Below are 19,649 nucleotides of genomic sequence, written 5' to 3' on the forward strand. Positions count from 1 at the left end.
GGAGGTCACGCGGTTTTCTGCAACCCGGCCACCGTGCGCGGCATAGCGACAAAACCCGGCAAGGCTTCGATCCGTGTCAGCCAGGCGCGAACGTTGGCGTAGTCATCCAGCGAGACATTGCCCTCCGGCGCATGTGCGATGTAGCTGTAGGCAGACACGTCAGCGATGGTCGGCTCTTCGCCCGCCAGATATGCAGTTTTGCCCAACTCCAGTTCCATGACCTTGAGCAGGTTGTGCGCACGGCCAATGACTTCTTCGGCATTCAGTTGCGCACCAAACACCGTGATCAGGCGTGCCGCCGCCGGGCCAAAGGCAATCGGTCCCGCCGCTGCCGACAACCAGCGCTGCACATGCGCTGCGCCCACCGGATCGGTCGGTAGCCAGCGTCCGTTGCCATATTTCTGCGCCAGATAAACCAGAATCGCATTGGAATCGGCTAACACCACGCCATTGTCATCAATCGCCGGCACTTGGCCGAAGCTGTTGATCGCCAGGTACTGCGGCTGCTTGTGCTCACCCTTGGCCAGATCGACGAAGATCAGCTCGGTCGGCAGTTGCAGCAGCGACAGCATCAACTCGACGCGGTGGGCGTGACCGGAACGGGGAAAGTTGTAGAGTTTGATCGCTTGCATGGTCGACTCCGCTGGAAAGGGGCGTCGCTACGGGGATGAGCGCGCCGATGGAGTCATCATCTATGGGTTGCCGGAACAACAGAATAACCAGCCGCTGCAATCGATTATTTCATCTCGTGCAATAACGCCGCAGCACTCAAGGCTGGATGCTCACGTAGCGCCTTCACGGCGAAGTCGACAAAACTGCGGATCCGCGCCGGTGCCTTGCGCCCGCCCTGATACACCACATGGATCGGCAACGGTGGCAATTCAAACTCGGCGAGGACGATTTCCAGCTCCCCCGCCGCGACTTTGTCCGCCACTTGATACGACAGCACTCGCGTCAGGCCCAGGCCTTTGCGCGCAGCGGTGATCGCCGACTGATTGGCCGTGACGGTCAGGCGCGGTTCGGTGCGCACACTGAGTGCTTCACCGCCGTCGAGAAACGGCCAGTTGCGTTGCTGACCGATCGCCGATGTCGCCACCACCGGCAATCCGGCCAAGGCCTGCGGATGCTCCGGGCGGCCATGTTCAGCCAGAAACCCCGGCGAAGCACAGATTACCCGCCGCACTTCCCCGACGCGAATCGCATGCTGATTGCTGTCCGGCAGCTCACCGATGCGTACCGCGACATCAATGCCCTCCTCGACCATGTTGACGACCCGGTCCAGCAACAGCGCGTTGATCGACACATCCGGATAACGACAAAGGTAATCGGCCATCACTGGCGTCACGAACAGATCGCCAAACAGCACCGGCGCAGTAATCGTCAACTGCCCGCGCGGCAAGGCATGGCTGCCTGCCGCAGAATCCTCGGCCTCCTGCACTTCGGCAAGAATCCGCCGGCAGTCATCGCAGTAACGTTGCCCGGCTTCAGTCAGATGCACAGTGCGCGTGGTACGCACCAGCAACTGCGTACCGATATGCTGCTCCAGCGCCGCCACCGCCCGGGTGACACTCGCCGCCGACAGACCCAGACGCCGCGAAGCCGCCGAAAAGCCTTGCTCCTGGGCGACAACAACGAAGATCTGCATTTCCTGAAAGCGGTCCATCGAATTCCTCCGGGCGGATACGACAATCGCAGCCGAGGCTGCGATTGTGGGAGAGCTTAGATCAACGGTGGATAACTTATTCCACGGTGACCGATTTCGCCAGGTTGCGCGGTTGATCGACGTCGGTGCCCTTGAGCACGGCGACGTAGTACGACAGCAGTTGCAGCGGGATCGTATAAAGGATCGGCGAGAGAATGTCGTGGATGTGCGGCATCTGCACCACGTGAGTGCCTTCGCCGTTGGTCATCGCAGCCTTTTCGTCCGCGAACACGATCAACTCGCCGCCGCGAGCGCGGACTTCCTGCAGGTTGGATTTGAGCTTCTCCAGCAGTTCGTTGTTCGGCGCGACGGTCACCACTGGCATGTCGTTATCCACAAGTGCCAGCGGCCCGTGTTTGAGCTCGCCGGCCGGGTAGGCTTCGGCGTGGATGTAGGAGATCTCCTTGAGCTTCAAGGCACCTTCCATCGCTACCGGGAATTGCGCGCCGCGGCCGAGGAACAGGGTGTGGTTTTTCTCGGCAAACAGCTCGGCGATTTTTTCCACGGTGCTGTCCATCGCCAGCGCTTCGCCGAGACGGGTCGGCAGGCGACGCAGTTCTTCGACGAGTGTGGCTTCGACGCCATTAGCCAGAGTGCCGCGCACCTGTCCCAGCGACAGGGTCAGCAGCAACAGGCCGACCAGTTGCGTGGTAAAGGCTTTGGTCGAGGCCACACCGATTTCGCGGCCGGCCTGGGTCAACAGGGTCAGATCGGATTCGCGCACCAGCGAGCTGATGCCGACGTTGCAGATCGCCAGGCTGGCGAGGAAGCCCAGCTCCTTGGCATTGCGCAGGGCCGCGAGGGTGTCAGCGGTTTCGCCGGACTGCGAGATGGTCACGAACAGCGTGTCCGGCTGCACCACCACTTTGCGATAACGGAATTCGCTGGCGACTTCCACCTGGCACGGAATACCGGCCAGTTCTTCGAGCCAGTAACGCGCGACCATGCCGGCGTGATAGCTGGTGCCGCAGGCGACGATCTGCACGTTGCGTACTTTGGCAAACAGCTCGGCAGCTTGTGGACCGAAGGCCTCAACCAGCACTTGATTGTTGCCCAGGCGACCTTCGAGGGTGCGCTGGACCACGGCCGGCTGCTCGTGGATTTCCTTGAGCATGTAATGGCGGAACTCACCCTTGTCGGCGGCTTCGGCGCCATCGGTGTACTGCACGGTCTGGCGCTCGACAGCGTTGCCGTTCACGTCCCAGATCTGCACGCTGTCGCGACGGATTTCAGCGATATCGCCTTCTTCCAGGTACATGAAGCGGTCAGTGACCTGACGCAGAGCGAGTTGGTCGGAAGCGAGGAAGTTCTCGCCCAGACCCAGGCCGATCACCAATGGACTGCCACTGCGCGCGGCGACCAGACGATCCGGTTGCTGTGCATTGATCACTGCCAGACCGTAGGCACCGTGCAGCTCCTTGACGGTCGCTTTGAGCGCGGCAGTCAGGTCCGGTTGTTCCTTGAGCTTGTGGGTCAGCAGGTGGGCGATGACTTCGGTGTCGGTGTCCGAGCTGAACGCATAGCCCAGCGCTTTCAGCTGTTCGCGCAGGGCTTCGTGGTTCTCGATGATGCCGTTGTGCACCACCGCAATGTCACCGGAAAAATGCGGGTGGGCATTGCGCTCGCACGGCGCGCCATGGGTAGCCCAACGGGTGTGGGCGATACCGAGACGGCCGGCCAGCGGCTGTTCGGCCAGCGCGGTTTCCAGTTCGCTGACCTTGCCCGGACGGCGCATGCGTTCCAGGGTTTCGTCGTTGGTGTAGACCGCCACGCCGGCGCTGTCATAGCCGCGGTATTCGAGGCGCTTCAGGCCTTCGAGAAGGATGGCGGTGATATTACGTTCAGCTACAGCGCCAACAATGCCACACATGGTTATTTCTCCTGACTGACAGCCGCACAGATCAACGTGATCCCACGGGCCTGAAGCTGATCGCGTGCCTCGACAGACAGGCGATCATCGGTAATGAGGGTATGGATGCTGCTCCAGGGCAGCTCCAGGTTGGGAATCTTGCGACCGATCTTGTCGGCCTCGACCATGACGATGACTTCTCGCGCAACGTCGGCCATGACCCGGCTGAGGCCGAGCAACTCGTTGAAGGTTGTGGTGCCGCGCACCAGATCGATACCGTCGGCGCCGATGAACAGTTGGTCGAAGTCGTAAGAGCGTAGTACCTGCTCGGCGACCTGGCCCTGAAAGGATTCCGAGTGTGGATCCCAAGTGCCGCCGGTCATCAGCAGCACCGGCTCGTGTTCCAGTTCGCTCAAGGCATTGGCGACATGCAGCGAGTTGGTCATCACCACCAGACCCGGTTGCTGGCCCAGCTCGGGAATCATCGCGGCGGTGGTGCTGCCGCTGTCGATGATGATGCGCGCGTGCTCGCGGATGCGTTTTACCGCCGCGCGAGCGATCGCCTGTTTGTATTTGGAAATACTCTGCGCCGTTTCTGCGACCAGCTCTTGCGGCATGGTGATCGCACCGCCGTAACGACGCAGCAATAGACCATGGGTTTCCAGCGCGGCGAGATCCTTGCGAATCGTAACTTCCGAAGTTTCGAAACGCTTGGCCAGCTCGTCGACACTGACTTCGCCCTGCTCATTGAGCAAGGCGAGGATGTTATGGCGACGTTGAGGAGTATTGCGCTTGGACATGGCGGCTTAAGTTTCGATTCGAAAGATAACGCAAGCAATGAAACTCTATCGAAAGGTTGCCGTCAAGACGCGAGGAGAAAAATTCAGAAAGATTGAAATGACTGTGGGAGCGAGCCCGCTCGCGAAAGGAGTCTCAGCCACTGAAGACGTGACCGGAAAACCGCATTCGCGAGCAGTCTCGCTCCCACAGGAGTTGTGGATAAATCAGGATTTTTTGATTTTTTCCGGCCGCTTCCAGCCGTCAATGTTCTTCTGACGGGCTCGGCCAACCGCCAGCTGAGCATTATCCACATTTTGCGTGATAGTCGATCCGGCCGCAGTAGTTGCACCGTTGGAGATATCCACAGGGGCGACCAGCGAGTTGTTGGAACCGATGAACACATCAGCACCCAGCACGGTTTTCCACTTGTTGGCGCCATCGTAGTTGCAAGTGATGGTGCCGGCGCCGATGTTGGTTCGTGCGCCGATTTCGGCATCGCCCAGATAGGTCAGATGGCCAGCCTTGGCACCCTCGCCCATGTGTGCATTTTTCAGCTCAACGAAGTTACCCACGTGGGCGCGCGCTTCGAGCACAGTGCCCGGGCGTAACCGCGCGAACGGACCAGCGTCACTGCCTTCACCGAGAATGGCGCCTTCTATATGACTGTTGGCCTTGATCACCACGCCTTTGCGCAGGGTGCTGTCCTTGATCACGCAGTTCGGGCCGATCTGTACGTCGTCTTCAATGATCACCTTGCCTTCGAGGATCACGTTGATGTCGATCAGCACATCGCGACCGACGCTGACTTCGCCGCGTACGTCGAAGCGGGCCGGGTCACGCAGGGTCACGCCCTCAGCCATCAGGCGGCGGCCGGCGCGCAACTGATAATGACGCTCCAGTTCAGAAAGCTGCTTGCGATCGTTGGCGCCCTGCACTTCCATCGGGTCGTGCGGTTGTTCGGTGGCGACGACCAAACCATCGCTGACCGCCATTTCGATCACGTCGGTGAGGTAGTACTCGCCCTGCGCGTTGTTGTTCGACAGGCGACTCATCCAGTCCGCCAGGCGATTGGCCGGCACAGCGAGGATGCCGGTGTTGCCTTCGGTGATCGCACGTTGCGCTTCGCTGGCGTCTTTGTGCTCGACGATTGCCGCGACCTTGCCGTCAGCATCACGCACGATGCGGCCGTAACCGGTCGGGTCATCCAGCTCGACAGTGAGCAAACCCATCTGGCCCGGCACGACATGCTTGAGCAGACGTTGCAGGGTTTCGACTTCGATCAGCGGCACATCACCGTAAAGAATCAGCACGGTGTCGGCATCAATGAACGGCACCGCCTGGGCGGTGGCATGGCCAGTGCCCAGTTGCTTGTCCTGCAACACGAAATTCAGGTCATCAGCTGCCAGCCGCTCACGCACCACATCGGCACCGTGACCGATCACCACGTGAATGCGTTGTGGATCAAGTTGCCGAGCGCTGTGGATAACATGGCCGAGCATGGAATTGCCGGCAATCGGGTGCAGCACCTTGGGCAGCGCCGAGCGCATGCGCGTGCCTTGACCGGCCGCGAGGATAACGATTTCGAGAGACATGACTGGCTACCAATCCTGGGTGGTCAGCAACTGCGACCGGGTTTGAAATTCGGAAAAGAAAAAAGGGTAGCCGAGGCTACCCTTTTTTATCAATCGCACAACAAGCGGATGACGGATTAACCGCCAAACTTCTTGCGGATCTGCTGGACGGTGCGCAGCTGGGCTGCAGCCTCGGCCAGACGAGTGGCAGCGGCGCCGTAATCGAAGTCCGCGCCTTTTTCGTTCAGGGCATTCTCGGCAGCCTTGAGAGCTGCCTGAGCCTGAGCTTCATCCAGGTCGGCGGCACGTTGCACGGTATCGGCAAGTACCTTGACCATGTTCGGCTGAACCTCGAGGAAACCACCGGAGATGTAGAACACCTCGGCTTCCCCGCCTTGCTTGATCAGGCGGATCGGACCCGGCTTGAGATTAGTGATCAGCGGCGCGTGACCCAGAGCGATACCAAGATCACCCAGTGCACCGTGCGCAATCACCATCTCGACCAGGCCGGAAAAGATTTCCCCTTCCGCGCTGACGATATCGCAATGGACTGTCATAGCCATCTGATTGCCTCAACCTAAATTAGCGCCCGTTGCCGGGCGCCGGGATTACAGTTTCTTGGCTTTCTCGATCGCTTCTTCGATGCCGCCAACCATGTAGAACGCTTGTTCTGGCAGGTGGTCGTAGTCACCGTTGAGGATGCCTTTGAAGCCAGCAATGGTGTCTTTCAGGGAAACGTATTTACCCGAAGCACCGGTGAAGACTTCAGCCACGAAGAACGGCTGCGACAAGAAGCGCTGGATCTTACGAGCACGGTTAACCAACTGTTTGTCGGCTTCCGACAGCTCGTCCATACCCAGGATCGCGATGATGTCTTTCAGCTCTTTGTAACGCTGCAGAACATACTGAACGCCGCGAGCGGTGTCGTAGTGGTCCTGACCGATCACGTTCGGGTCCAGCTGGCGCGAAGTCGAATCCAGTGGATCTACCGCCGGGTAGATACCCAGGGAAGCGATGTCACGAGACAGAACGACGGTGGCGTCCAAGTGGGCGAAGGTGGTCGCTGGCGACGGGTCGGTCAAGTCGTCCGCAGGTACGTATACCGCCTGGATCGAGGTGATCGAACCTTCCTTGGTCGAAGTGATACGTTCCTGCAGAACGCCCATCTCTTCAGCCAGGGTCGGCTGGTAACCTACTGCCGAAGGCATACGGCCCAGCAGTGCGGATACTTCAGTACCGGCCAGGGTGTAACGATAGATGTTGTCGACGAACAGCAGAACGTCGTTACCTTCGTCACGGAACTTCTCGGCCATGGTCAGGCCAGTCAGAGCTACGCGCAGACGGTTTCCCGGCGGCTCGTTCATCTGACCGTAAACCAGTGCCACTTTGTCCAGAACGTTGGAGTCCTTCATCTCGTGGTAGAAGTCGTTACCCTCACGAGTACGCTCACCCACACCGGCGAACACGGAATAACCGCTGTGCTCGATGGCGATGTTACGGATCAGTTCCATCATGTTTACGGTTTTGCCTACACCGGCACCACCGAACAGACCGACTTTACCGCCCTTGGCGAACGGGCAGACCAGGTCGATAACCTTGATGCCGGTTTCCAGCAGGTCGTTGCCGCCTGCTTGCTCGGCGAACGAAGGTGCTGCGCGGTGAATGCCCCAGCGCTCTTCGGTGTCGATCGGGCCAGCTTCGTCGATCGGGTTACCGAGGACGTCCATGATCCGGCCCAGGGTCGCTTTACCGACCGGTACGGAGATGGCTGCGCCAGAGTCGGTGACTTCCAGACCGCGCTTCAAGCCCTCGGTGGAACCCATCGCAATGGTACGCACCACGCCGTCGCCCAGCTGCTGCTGAACTTCCAGGGTGGTTGCGGCCGCGCTTTGTACAGTCAGCGCGTTGTAGATGCTCGGTACGCTGTCGCGTGGAAATTCCACGTCGATAACGGCGCCGATGATTTGAACGATACGTCCGCTACTCATAGCTGGATCCTCTGAATATTTGAACCGTTAAACCGCGGCAGCGCCGCCGACGATTTCCGAGATCTCTTGGGTGATCGCAGCCTGACGCGCCTTGTTGTAGATCAGCTGCAAATCGCTGATCAAATCACCGGCGTTGTCGGTAGCGTTCTTCATCGCGATCATCCGCGCAGCCTGTTCAGCCGCGTTGTTCTCGACCACCGCCTGGTAGACCTGCGACTCGACGTAACGGACCATCAAGCCGTCAAGCAGCTCTTTGGCGTCCGGTTCGTAGAGATAGTCCCAGTGGTGCTTGAGATCCTGATCCGGGGTTGCCACCAGTGGAATCAACTGCTCCACGGTAGGCTGTTGTGTCATGGTGTTGATGAACTTGTTGGACACCACGGACAGGCGGTCGATACGGCCGTCCAGGTAGGCATCCAGCATCACCTTGACGCTGCCGATCAGATCATTGATCGACGGCTCTTCACCCAGGTGGCTGATAGCTGCAACGACGTTACCGCCGAAGTTGCGGAAAAAGGCCGCACCCTTGCTACCGACTACACACAGATCAATCTCGACGCCGTTTTCGCGGTTTACCGCCATGTCCTTGACCAGGGCCTTGAACAGGTTGGTGTTCAAGCCGCCGCACAGACCACGGTCACTGCTCACGACGACATAACCGACGCGCTTGATTTCGCGGTCGATCATGAACGGGTGGCGGTATTCCGGGTTGGCGTTGGCCAGATGCCCAATTACCTGGCGGATACGCTCCGCATAAGGACGGCTAGCAGCCATGCGCATTTGTGCCTTGCGCATTTTGCTGACCGCCACTTTTTCCATGGCGCTGGTAATCTTTTGCGTGCTTTTGATGCTCGCAATCTTACTGCGAATCTCTTTTGCGCCTGCCATGTAACACCTATCAGGTTAGCAAGCGGGAGCCTCGCGGCTCCCGCTGCGGCTTACCAGGTTTGGGTGGCCTTGAACTTCTCGATACCGGCTTTCATGCCAGCATCGATTTCGTCATTGAAGTCACCTTTAACGTTGATCTTGGCCATCAAATCGGCGTGATCGCGGTTGAAGAAAGCAATCAGCGCTTGTTCGAAGCTGCCGACCTTGGCGATTTCAATGTCAGTCAGGAACCCACGCTCAGCGGCATACAGCGACAGCGCCATGTCAGCGATCGACATTGGTGCGTATTGCTTCTGCTTCATCAGCTCGGTAACGCGCTGACCATGCTCAAGTTGCTTGCGGGTCGCTTCGTCCAGGTCAGAAGCGAACTGGGCGAATGCCGCCAGTTCACGGTACTGAGCCAGAGCGGTACGGATGCCACCGGAGAGCTTCTTGATGATCTTGGTCTGAGCGGCACCACCCACACGGGATACCGAAACACCGGCGTTCACTGCAGGGCGGATGCCCGAGTTGAACATGGCCGATTCCAGGAAGATCTGACCGTCGGTGATGGAAATCACGTTGGTCGGAACGAACGCGGAAACGTCGCCAGCCTGGGTTTCGATGATCGGCAGTGCGGTCAGGGAACCGGTTTTGCCGGTCACTGCGCCGTTGGTGAACTTCTCTACGTATTCTTCCGAAACGCGGGATGCGCGCTCCAGCAGACGGGAGTGGAGATAGAACACGTCGCCTGGGTAAGCTTCACGGCCTGGTGGACGGCGCAGCAGCAGGGAAATCTGGCGGTAAGCCACTGCCTGCTTGGACAGATCGTCATAAACGATCAGCGCGTCTTCACCGCGGTCGCGGAAGAATTCACCCATGGTGCAACCGGAGTACGGTGCCAGGAATTGCAGCGCAGGAGATTCCGAAGCACTGGCAGCCACGATGATCGTGTTGGCCAGGGCGCCGTTTTCTTCCAGCTTGCGAACCACGTTGGCGATGGTCGATTGCTTCTGACCGATGGCTACGTAGACGCAGAAAATGCCGCTGTCTTTCTGGTTGATGATCGCGTCGATCGCCAGAGCGGTTTTACCGATCTGACGGTCACCGATGATCAGCTCACGCTGGCCACGGCCGACAGGGATCATGGCATCGACAGCCTTGTAGCCAGTCTGTACAGGCTGGTCTACCGACTTACGCCAGATCACGCCTGGAGCAACTTTCTCGACCGCGTCGGTCTCGGTGTTGCCCAGTGGACCTTTGCCGTCAACAGGGTTACCCAGAGCATCGACTACGCGGCCCAGCAATTCCTTACCAACAGGAACTTCGAGGATGCGGCCGGTGCACTTGGCGCTCATGCCTTCAGCCAGCGACTGGTAGGAGCCCAATACCACGGCACCTACGGAGTCCTGCTCCAGGTTGAGGGCCATACCGTAGACGCCGCCCGGAAACTCGATCATCTCGCCGTACATGACGTCGGCCAGACCGTGAATCCGCACGATGCCGTCAGATACGCTGACGACAGTGCCTTCGTTACGGGCTTGGGAGGTCACATCGAGCTTGTCGATGCGGCCCTTGATAATTTCACTTATTTCGGAAGGATTGAGTTGCTGCATTGCTCTGCTGCCCCTTCAAACTCAAGATTTCAATGCTTCGGCAAGTTTCGCGATTTTGCCGCGAATCGAGCCATCGATAACCAGGTCGCCGGCGCGGATCACGACACCACCAATCAAGGCAGCGTCCTCCGCAACTTGCAGGCGCACTTCCCGGTTGAGTCGTGCACTGAGAACCTTGGCGAGTTTGTCTTGCTGTTCTTGGTTCAATGCAAATGCACTGGTTACTTCAACGTCTACCGATTTCTCTTGTTCGGCCTTGTACAGGTCGAACAGAGCGGCGATCTCCGGCAGAAGCAGGAGACGGTCGTTCTCGGCAACGACGTTGATGAAATTGCGTGCCTTTTCATCAAACTTGTCGCCGCACACGTCAATGAACGTGGCGGCCTTTTCTGCGCTCGTCAGTCGCGGGGCCTTGAGCACGCGCTGCAGGGTGTCGTCTTGCGACACCGCTGCTGCCAGGCCGAGCATGGCTGACCAATTGGCCAGTTGCTGGTGGGCCTGAGCGTGCTCGAAGGCCGCCTTAGCGTAAGGTCGGGCCAACGTGGTCAGTTCTGCCATGATCGCCCTCGCTTAGATTTCAGCAGCCAGTTGGTTAACCAGCTCTGCGTGCGCGTTTTGATCGATTGTGGCACCCAGGATCTTCTCGGCGCCGCCAACAGCCAGCAAGCCCACTTGGGCACGCAGCTTGTCTTTGACGCTGTTCAGTTCCTGTTCGATCTCGGCTTGAGCCTGAACCTTCACACGGTCAGCGTCGATACGGGCTTTTTCAACAGCCTCTTCGACGATCTGGTTACCGCGTTTCTTGGCTTGCTCGATGATTTCAGCTGCCTGAGCTTTCGCTTCGCGCAGTTGCTGACCCGCTTTCTCTTGGGCCAACTCCAGGTCGCGAGCTGCACGGCTGGCAGCGTCCAGACCATCAGCGATCTTCTTTTGACGTTCGTGCAGAGCAGCGATGACCGGAGGCCATACATACTTCATGCAGAACAGTACAAAAATCAGGAACGCAACGGACTGGCCAATCAGGGTCGCATTAATGTTCACGCCAACACCTCGCAGTTACGTTGTCCATCACACCAAATTACCCGGAAGATCCGAGTAATCAGCCAGCGATCTGACCAACGAACGGGTTCGCAAAGGTGAAGAACAGAGCGATACCAACACCGATCATGGTTACGGCGTCGAGCAGACCGGCAACGATGAACATTTTCACTTGCAGCATTGGAACCATTTCTGGCTGACGCGCTGCGCCTTCCAGGAACTTGCCGCCCAGCAGGCCGAAACCAATTGCGGTACCCAGTGCGCCCAGGCCGATCAACAGTGCAACAGCGATAGCGGTTAGACCAACTACAGTTTCCATCTTTCCTCCCGACTTTTACGTCGTATGGTTTAGGTTTTTTAGATTAAAGCGGTAAAACAAATCGTTTCAGCTGCCCCGCAAGGAGCTCCCTCCCGTTTGACCGGGAGGAACATCAGACTAGTCGAGACTGGTCTTAATGGTTTTCTTCGTGCGCCATCGACAGGTAGACGATGGTCAGCATCATGAAGATGAACGCCTGCAGGGTGATGATCAGGATGTGGAATACAGCCCACGCCCACTGCAGAACAACGCCCAGGCCGCTGAGCCAGAGCAGGCCGCTGCCGAACATCACAGCGATCAGAATGAACACCAGCTCGCCGGCATACATGTTGCCGAACAGACGCAGAGCCAGAGAGATCGGCTTGGCGATCAGGGTGACGAATTCCAGCAGGAAGTTCACCGGGATCAGCAGGGCCTGAACGAAGATGTTCTTGCTGCCGAACGGGTGCAGGGTCAGTTCGCCGATGAAGCCACCGATGCCCTTGACCTTGATGCTGTAGAAAATGATCAGTGCGAACACCGAGAACGCCATGCCCAGAGTCGCGTTCGGGTCGGTAGTCGACACGGCGCGGAACGGGATGTGGGCATCGCCGGAGATCAGGATGGCCAGCTGAGGAATCCAGTCGACCGGTACCAGGTCGACGGCGTTCATCAGGAACACCCAGACGAAGATGGTCAGTGCCAGCGGTGCAATCACCGGGCTACGGCCATGGAAGCTGTCTTTCACGCTGCCATCGACGAATTCGACCAATACTTCAACGAAGTTCTGCAAGGCACCCGGCTGACCCGAAGTCGCTTTCTTTGCCGCCATGCGGAAAAGAAGAACGAAGATCAGACCCAGCGCGACCGACCAGCCGAGGGTATCGACGTGGAAAGCCCAGAAGCCCATTTCCTTGGCTTCTGCTGCGGTGTGGGCAAAGCCCCAGCCGCCGTTGGGTAGCTGACCGAAAGTCAGGTTCTGCAAGTGGTGCTGGATATAGCCCGAAGCGGTTGTCTCTGCCATGGTTGCCTCAAACGCCCTAAGGTCTCGAAAGTCTTGTTCTCATCAGCAGGGGAGCGAACCAGCTGACCGACTGCGTCAGCACGAACACGCCGAATACTGCGATCGGCGCCAGTGGCTTCACACCTGCGAACACCAGTGCAAACAGCACTGCCGTCAAAATAAGTTTGCCTGCCTCGCCGGCATAAAAAGACCGGACGATGGACTGGGCTGCTCGGGCGCCGGAAAACCGAAATGCCCTGTGAGCGAAATAAACATTGGGCAGCAAGGCTATCAGGCCTCCGCAAAGTCCCGAGTATCCGGCAACGACTCCATGCCATTGCCAGAGCGCCAAAGCGGCAATGAGCAGAATGACAAATTGAGCCATCAACACCGGAAAAACCGCCAGGCGATGGAAAGGCAAGCGGTTTGGCGTGCGGGTTTCCATCACAGTTGCTCTCCAATGGTCGGCTGCCGAAATTCAATAACTTGGCATAATTTGTGCCGACAAAATGCGCGCAGAGTATAGGGGCGGTTCTGCCCCTATTCAACTGTCAGGTAGTGATTTCCGACTGCGCGCTACATGAGGAAATGTTTCAGCGGATGTGTGCGAGCACACCTTGAAGCTCGTCGAGCGAGTTATAACCAATCACCAATTGGCCTTTGCCCTTCTTGCCATGGCGAATCTGCACCGCAGAGCCTAGGCGCTCGGCCAAACGCTGCTCGAGACGGGCGATATCCGGGTCGGGTTTTGCAGCTTCCACAGGCTCCGGTTTGCCACTCAACCACTGGCGAACCAGTGCCTCGGTTTGGCGCACAGTCAGTCCTCGTGCGACAACATGTCGCGCCCCTTCGACCTGCTGATTGTCCGGCAGACCGAGCAAGGCACGCGCGTGACCCATTTCCAGGTCACCGTGCGACAGCATTGTCTTGATCACTTCAGGCAGTGCAATAAGTCGCAACAGGTTAGCCACAGTCACCCGCGACTTACCCACAGCCTCGGCAACCTGCTGCTGAGTCAGCTGGAATTCCTGCTGCAAGCGCTGTAAGGCGACGGCTTCTTCGATCGGATTGAGATCTTCGCGCTGGATGTTCTCGATCAGCGCAATCGCAATGGCGGTTTCATCCGGCACATCGCGAACCATCGCCGGGATGGTTTCCTGCCCGGCCTGCTGACTGGCGCGCCAGCGGCGTTCACCGGCAATGATCTCGAAGCGACCGCCGCCAATCGGGCGCACCACGATCGGCTGCATCACACCTTGGGCCTTGATCGACTGCGCCAGCTCTTCCAGGGCCTGCGGGTCCATGTCACGGCGCGGCTGATATTTGCCACGCTGCAGCAGGTCCAGCGGCAGGTGTTGCAGTTCGCGGGTGTCAGCCTGCGCGGCTTGTTCTTCCAGCGCGCTGACCGTCGGACCACTCAGCAGTGCATCCAGTCCACGTCCGAGACCTCGTTTCTTGACGGCCATGGGGATTCCTTAAGTTGGCTGAGCAGCAGCAATGCGTGAATTTTTGCGCTGACGACGAACCATCTCGCCTGCCAGAGCCAGATAGGCCAGGGCACCACGCGATTGCTTGTCGTAAGCCAGCGCCGGCATGCCGTAGCTCGGTGCTTCGGCCAAGCGAATGTTGCGCGGGATCACCGTGTCGTACAGCTGATCGCCGAAGTGCTCCTTGAGCTGCGCCGAAACATCGTTCATCAGGCTCAAGCGCGGGTCGTACATGGTCCGCAGCAGGCCTTCGACTTTCAGGTTCGGGTTGAGCAGCTCGGCGATGCGCTTGATGTTATCCACAAGGTCGCTCAAACCTTCCAGCGCAAAGTATTCGCACTGCATGGGGATAATCACCCCGTCAGCGGCGACCAGTGCGTTGAGTGTGAGCATCGACAGCGACGGTGGGCAGTCGATCAAAATGTAATCGTAGTTGTCACGGATCGGCGCCAGTGCGCTGCGCAGACGGCTTTCCTTCATCTGCATTTCCAGCAGCACCACTTCGGCCGCGGTCAGATCGCGGTTGGCCGGCAGCAATTGATAACCGCCGTGCTCGGAGAAGTGCATGGCCTGACCCAGGTCGCATTCACCGATCAGCAGATCGTAGACCGAGTTTTCCAGACCATGTTTATCCACACCGCTACCCATGGTGGCGTTGCCCTGTGGATCGAGATCGATCAACAGCACCCGGCGCTTGGTCGCGACCAGGGATGCTGCGAGGTTGATGCAGGTGGTGGTCTTGCCCACACCACCCTTCTGGTTCGCTATCGCGAATACCTTAGCCATTCTTGCTTGTGTTCCCAATCATGCCGTGCGGCGCAGTATCAGCAGATGGCGTTGGCCTTGGCAACCGGGGACGGCCAGGGCGTGTTCGCTATCGAGTTTGAAATCTGCCGGCAATGCTACCAGCTCATCGGCCGGATGAACGCCCTTCATTGCCAGCCAGCGTGTATCGGCATCGCCCAAGTGGCGAGTCCAGTTGGTGAAGTTTTCCATGCTGCTGAAGGCCCGGGAAATGATGCCGTTGAATGGCTGCGCAGGCTGGAAGGCTTCGACGCGACTGTGGATAACTTGCAGGTTATCCAGCTTCAGCTCCAGTTTGACCTGAGTCAGGAAGCGGGTTTTCTTGCCATTGCTGTCCAGACAGGTCACCTGCGAGTCCGGATACAGGATCGCCAGCGGAATACCAGGCATGCCACCGCCACTGCCGACATCGAGCCAGCGACCGTTTTCGATAAACGACATCACGCTGAGACTATCGAGCAAGTGCCGCGAAACCATTTCGTCCGGATCGCGCACGGCGGTCAGGTTGTAGGCCTGGTTCCATTTGATCAACAGGGCCAGGTAACCCAGCAGCAATTCGTGCTGGGTTTCTGTGAGACTGACACTGAGCTCGCGGGCTCCTGTGGATAACTCTTCGGCGTGTTGCGAAGTGACCTTGGCACTCAAGCGCTTTGCTCCAACTGACGGCCCGCGCCGCGTTTTTTCAAATGAATCATCAACAGCGAAATCGCCGCCGGGGTTACGCCCGGGATCCGCGAAGCCTGGCCCAGCGTTTCGGGACGTGTGGCGCCGAGCTTGCTCTGGATCTCCTTGGACAGACCGGAGATGTTGGTGTAATCGATATCCACAGGCAATTTCGTGTCTTCGCTGGCGCGCAGACGGGCGATTTCGTCCTGTTGGCGGTCGATGTAACCGGCGTATTTGGTCTTGATCTCGACCTGCTCGGCGACTTGTGGATCTTCGGCGCCCTGCCCGGTCACTTCGACCAGACCGGCATAGTCGATTTCCGGACGGCTCAACAGGTTGAGCAGGTTGTACTCGTGAGTCAGCGGCGTGCCGAACTTGTCAGCAATAGCATCGCCCTGCGGAGTATTTGGCCGTACCCAAGTGCTTTTCAGACGCTGTTCTTCAAGCTCGATGCTTTCGCGTTTCTTGCAGAAGGCCGCCCAGCGCGCGTCATCGACCAGACCGAGCTCGCGCCCTTTTTCGGTCAGACGCAGGTCGGCGTTGTCTTCGCGCAGAATCAGGCGGTACTCGGCGCGAGAGGTGAACATGCGGTACGGCTCTTGGGTACCGAGGGTGATCAGGTCGTCGACCAGAACGCCGATGTACGCTTCATCGCGGCGCGGACACCAGGCTTCTTTGCCCTTGGCCCGCAGCGCAGCGTTGGCGCCGGCGAGCAGACCTTGAGCGCCGGCTTCTTCGTAACCGGTGGTGCCGTTGATCTGCCCGGCGAAGAACAGACCGCCGATGACTTTGGTTTCCAGGCTGTACTTGAGGTCGCGCGGATCGAAGTAGTCGTACTCGATCGCATAACCCGGACGCACGATGTGCGCGTTTTCCATACCGCGGATCGACTGCACGATCTGCAATTGCACGTCGAACGGCAGGCTTGTGGATATCCCGTTCGGATACAGCTCATGGGTGGTCAGACCTTCCGGTTCGATGAACACCTGATGGCTTTCCTTGTCGGCAAAGCGATGAATCTTGTCTTCGATCGACGGGCAATAACGCGGGCCGACACCTTCGATTTCACCGGCAGCGGAATACATCGGCGAACGATCAAGATTCGCCGCGATGATTTCGTGGGTACGCGCATTGGTATGGGTGATCCAGCAACTGACCTGGCGCGGATGCTGCTCCTTGCTGCCCATGAACGACATCACCGGGATCGGAGTGTCACCCGGCTGCTCGGTCATCACCGAGAAATCCACAGATTTGCCATCAATACGCGGCGGTGTACCGGTCTTCAGGCGCCCGACACGCAATGGCAACTCACGCAGACGGTGGGCCAGAGCAATCGACGGTGGATCACCGGCGCGACCGCCAGAGAAATTCTGCAAACCAATGTGGATAAGTCCACCGAGGAATGTACCGGTGGTCAACACCACGGAATCGGCGAAGAAACGCAGACCCATCTGTGTGACGACACCACGGACTTGCTCCTGCTCGACGATCAGGTCGTCAGCAGCCTGTTGAAATATCCACAGGTTTGGCTGGTTTTCGAGGATTTCGCGGACAGCGGCCTTATAGAGAATTCGGTCGGCTTGCGCACGGGTCGCCCGTACTGCCGGGCCTTTGCGGCTGTTCAACACACGAAACTGGATGCCGCCCTTGTCGGTAGCCATGGCCATCGCGCCGCCGAGGGCATCGATTTCCTTGACCAGATGGCTTTTGCCGATGCCACCGATGGCCGGGTTGCAACTCATGGCGCCGAGGGTTTCCACGTTATGCGTCAGCAACAGGGTTTTTGCCCCCATGCGTGCTGAAGCCAGTGCTGCCTCGGTACCGGCATGACCGCCGCCGATGACGATCACTTCAAAACGGGAAGGGAAATCCACCACGCACCTCGTGCCTGCTTAAGTAGGTCATTCAGGAAATATTGAAACCAGGTTTCTGGACCTGGTCGGCAAGTATAGGGACTTCGCCCTTTCTAAAGAACCCTTTGCACAAAATTTAACCAGCTGTGGAGAACTCGAGGTTAAAAAAATAAAAAAGAGAGAAATTTATAAAACCTTTGTTTTTATGTTTATTCTTACTGAGCACCATTTCTGTGGATAGATCGCTACAGGCCATGTTTTACAGTGTGTACAGAGGTTCAAAACTCTGTGCTCATGTGGCAATGAGGCCCTTGGATAACCGGTGTAAGCCTGTGGATGAAAGGGATGGTTATCCACAGAGCGGGTTATATCCAGTTTTCAACCCCCTCTATCAACTGACCTCAGGAGCAGTTATTCACAGGGCTTAGTCCACAGAAAATCGCCAACATGTCTTTTTCCGGACGCAAAAAAAGCGTCAGCTAGGGATTAGTGACGCTCGGCAAGCCAAGGGCAGGAAATGAAAAGGCTATTGTGAGAGGACGTAACAGAAGCTAATAATAGCCATTATCATTAAAACATCAGTTTCTCCCATGCCCCTACCCGCCCACACCGCTGCGATCGAGCAAATCTACGAGCAACATCATTCGTGGCTGTATGGTTGGCTCAAGGGCAAACTGCACAACGCCTGCGATGCAGCCGATGTGGCGCATGACACGTTTTTGCGAGTTCTGGCGGCGCGCAATGCAGCTCATATTCGTGAGCCGAGGGATTACCTGACGACCATTGCGCGCGGCCTGGTCATCGATCGTTATAGACGCAGGGCGATTGAAAGCGCTTATCTGCAGGCCCTCGCAGCTCGGCCGGAAGCGTCAGTCATCAGCGAAGAAGACAGAGCGCTGATCATTGAAACCCTGATCGCTGTGGATAAAGCATTGACCGGACTGGGTCCGCGAACACGGCAGATCTTCATGCTTTCGCAAGTCGACGGACTGACTTATCAACAGATCGCCGTGCAATTGAGAGTCTCGCTGACCACAGTAAAAAAACACATGATCCGCGCCCTGACTGAGTGCGCCCTGGTCATGGCGCAGCCATGATGGCCGCCGCTGCAAACCGTCAGGTACTGGAAACTGCCGCCAGCTGGTACGTGCAGTTTCAATCCCAGCCACCGAGCCTTGCCGAACAAAAGGCCTGGCAGCTGTGGATAGACAGCGATCCAGCGCATCTGGCGGCGTGGAACCAGATGGAACAATTGCAGCGCCACCTCGGTACGCTGCCGCAGGATCTGAAACGACGTGCGCTCAATAGCGGCCAACAAAGACGCCAGGCACTCAAACTGCTGTTGCTTGCAGCGGGAACAGGTTTCGTTGGCTGGAACGTTCAACGACACACATCCCTGGGCAACGTCTGGGCCGACTATAAAACCGGTGTGGGCCAGCGTCGCACTATCAGCCTGGCCGATGGCAGCCAGATCCAGCTCAACACCGACTCGGCCATCGATGTTTCTTTCGACGCAGCGCAACGCCTGATCCAACTGCGTGCCGGTGAAATCCTCGTCCAAACCGGCAAGCTTGGCGATCAGCGGCCGTTTTATGTGCAAACCCGCGACGGGCGGATTCAAGCGTTGGGCACCCGCTTCTCCGTGCATCAGATGCCGGACTCAACCCGGGTCGGCGTGCTGGAGGATCGAGTCAGCGTTCAACCTGCGCAGTCATCCACTGCTGCGCTCATCCTCAACGCAGGCGAAGGCGCGGATTTCGATAGTCGACATATCGGCCTCAGTCATCCCTTCCAACCATCAGACGTCGGCTGGATCAACGGCCAGTTGATCGTTCTCGACGCGCGCCTGGGCGACGTAATCGCGGAGTTGGGACGCTATCGCAGTGGTGTATTGCATTGTGATCGCCGCGCCCGGGATCTGCGGGTCTCCGGGACTTTCCGGCTCGATTCGACCGACGCAGTGCTGGCCAACCTTCAGGCCTCGTTGCCAATCAACGTGCGTTATTTCAGCCGTTACTGGGTCTCGATCAGCCATAGCGCTTGATCAAAAAATGCCTGGGGAAAAATAATTTCAAGCAGGGTTATCTTTTTTCGCCCTGACCCGGCCCTACAGGTAATCGCGATAAA

The 19,649-nt window shown here is 58.1% G+C and carries 20 protein-coding genes; 2 read left to right on the forward strand and 18 right to left on the reverse strand.

Annotated elements, in window-relative coordinates:
- Positions 1-5 precede the first annotated feature (5 nt).
- The 18 genes from AB4N41_RS08795 to mnmG all read right to left on the reverse strand — a co-directional run bounded on the left by AB4N41_RS08795 (position 6) and on the right by mnmG (position 17,543).
- Positions 6-632, reverse strand: coding sequence for a glutathione S-transferase family protein (locus AB4N41_RS08795; protein WP_110644604.1), 627 nt, complete (start codon positions 630-632; stop codon positions 6-8).
- 104 nt (positions 633-736) lie between these two features.
- Positions 737-1,663, reverse strand: coding sequence for a LysR family transcriptional regulator (locus AB4N41_RS08800; RefSeq protein WP_056791087.1), 927 nt, complete (start codon positions 1,661-1,663; stop codon positions 737-739).
- Between the two features lie 76 nt (positions 1,664-1,739).
- Complete coding sequence (gene glmS / locus AB4N41_RS08805) at positions 1,740-3,572, reverse strand: glutamine--fructose-6-phosphate transaminase (isomerizing) (protein ID WP_095181170.1); 1,833 nt, start codon at positions 3,570-3,572, stop codon at positions 1,740-1,742.
- Positions 3,573-3,574: 2 nt separating this feature from the next.
- Positions 3,575-4,351, reverse strand: coding sequence for a DeoR/GlpR family DNA-binding transcription regulator (locus tag AB4N41_RS08810; RefSeq protein WP_016772409.1), 777 nt, complete (start codon positions 4,349-4,351; stop codon positions 3,575-3,577).
- A gap of 204 nt (positions 4,352-4,555) precedes the next feature.
- Positions 4,556-5,923 carry a bifunctional UDP-N-acetylglucosamine diphosphorylase/glucosamine-1-phosphate N-acetyltransferase GlmU gene (glmU, locus tag AB4N41_RS08815; RefSeq protein WP_056791096.1) on the reverse strand — a complete coding sequence of 456 codons (1,368 nt, stop codon included), beginning with the start codon at positions 5,921-5,923 and terminating at the stop codon, positions 4,556-4,558.
- A 116-nt stretch (positions 5,924-6,039) separates the two neighbouring features.
- Entirely contained in the window at positions 6,040-6,465 is a 426-nt protein-coding gene (locus AB4N41_RS08820) for a F0F1 ATP synthase subunit epsilon (RefSeq protein WP_016772407.1), read from the reverse strand.
- 45 nt (positions 6,466-6,510) lie between these two features.
- Positions 6,511-7,890, reverse strand: a complete 1,380-nt coding sequence (atpD, locus tag AB4N41_RS08825; RefSeq protein ID WP_016772406.1) for a F0F1 ATP synthase subunit beta — start codon at positions 7,888-7,890, stop codon at positions 6,511-6,513.
- Between the two features lie 27 nt (positions 7,891-7,917).
- Positions 7,918-8,778, reverse strand: coding sequence for a F0F1 ATP synthase subunit gamma (atpG, locus tag AB4N41_RS08830; protein WP_007911960.1), 861 nt, complete (start codon positions 8,776-8,778; stop codon positions 7,918-7,920).
- Between the two features lie 50 nt (positions 8,779-8,828).
- Positions 8,829-10,373: a F0F1 ATP synthase subunit alpha gene (gene atpA, locus AB4N41_RS08835; RefSeq protein ID WP_016772405.1), complete on the reverse strand. Its 1,545-nt coding sequence runs from the start codon at positions 10,371-10,373 to the stop codon at positions 8,829-8,831.
- A gap of 21 nt (positions 10,374-10,394) precedes the next feature.
- Positions 10,395-10,931, reverse strand: a complete 537-nt coding sequence (locus AB4N41_RS08840; RefSeq protein ID WP_016772404.1) for a F0F1 ATP synthase subunit delta — start codon at positions 10,929-10,931, stop codon at positions 10,395-10,397.
- 12 nt (positions 10,932-10,943) lie between these two features.
- Positions 10,944-11,414, reverse strand: a complete 471-nt coding sequence (locus tag AB4N41_RS08845; protein WP_016772403.1) for a F0F1 ATP synthase subunit B — start codon at positions 11,412-11,414, stop codon at positions 10,944-10,946.
- 58 nt (positions 11,415-11,472) lie between these two features.
- Positions 11,473-11,730 (reverse strand): F0F1 ATP synthase subunit C, encoded by a 258-nt coding sequence (atpE, locus tag AB4N41_RS08850; RefSeq protein WP_003097235.1) that lies wholly within the window; start codon positions 11,728-11,730, stop codon positions 11,473-11,475.
- A gap of 133 nt (positions 11,731-11,863) precedes the next feature.
- A complete protein-coding gene (atpB, locus tag AB4N41_RS08855; RefSeq protein WP_016772402.1) occupies positions 11,864-12,733 on the reverse strand; it encodes a F0F1 ATP synthase subunit A in 870 nt (289 codons plus the stop codon).
- A 16-nt stretch (positions 12,734-12,749) separates the two neighbouring features.
- A complete protein-coding gene (locus tag AB4N41_RS08860) occupies positions 12,750-13,157 on the reverse strand; it encodes a F0F1 ATP synthase subunit I (RefSeq protein ID WP_016772401.1) in 408 nt (135 codons plus the stop codon).
- Between the two features lie 148 nt (positions 13,158-13,305).
- The gene (locus AB4N41_RS08865) at positions 13,306-14,178 is read right to left on the reverse strand and encodes a ParB/RepB/Spo0J family partition protein (RefSeq protein WP_007960777.1); all 873 of its coding nucleotides are present in this window, start codon (positions 14,176-14,178) and stop codon (positions 13,306-13,308) included.
- A 9-nt stretch (positions 14,179-14,187) separates the two neighbouring features.
- Complete coding sequence (locus AB4N41_RS08870) at positions 14,188-14,985, reverse strand: ParA family protein (RefSeq protein WP_016772400.1); 798 nt, start codon at positions 14,983-14,985, stop codon at positions 14,188-14,190.
- An 18-nt stretch (positions 14,986-15,003) separates the two neighbouring features.
- A complete protein-coding gene (gene rsmG, locus AB4N41_RS08875; RefSeq protein WP_252877166.1) occupies positions 15,004-15,648 on the reverse strand; it encodes a 16S rRNA (guanine(527)-N(7))-methyltransferase RsmG in 645 nt (214 codons plus the stop codon).
- A complete protein-coding gene (gene mnmG, locus AB4N41_RS08880) occupies positions 15,645-17,543 on the reverse strand; it encodes a tRNA uridine-5-carboxymethylaminomethyl(34) synthesis enzyme MnmG (protein WP_252877167.1) in 1,899 nt (632 codons plus the stop codon). The genes rsmG and mnmG overlap by 4 nt, the downstream gene beginning before the upstream one ends.
- A 569-nt stretch (positions 17,544-18,112) precedes the next feature.
- Here mnmG and AB4N41_RS08885 point away from each other — a divergent pair.
- Positions 18,113-18,619 (forward strand): sigma-70 family RNA polymerase sigma factor, encoded by a 507-nt coding sequence (locus AB4N41_RS08885; RefSeq protein WP_252877168.1) that lies wholly within the window; start codon positions 18,113-18,115, stop codon positions 18,617-18,619.
- Complete coding sequence (locus AB4N41_RS08890; protein WP_252877169.1) at positions 18,619-19,566, forward strand: FecR domain-containing protein; 948 nt, start codon at positions 18,619-18,621, stop codon at positions 19,564-19,566. The genes AB4N41_RS08885 and AB4N41_RS08890 overlap by 1 nt, the downstream gene beginning before the upstream one ends.
- Positions 19,567-19,649 lie beyond the last annotated feature (83 nt).

It is taken from the genome of Pseudomonas sp. S2_A10 (genome assembly GCF_054668465.1).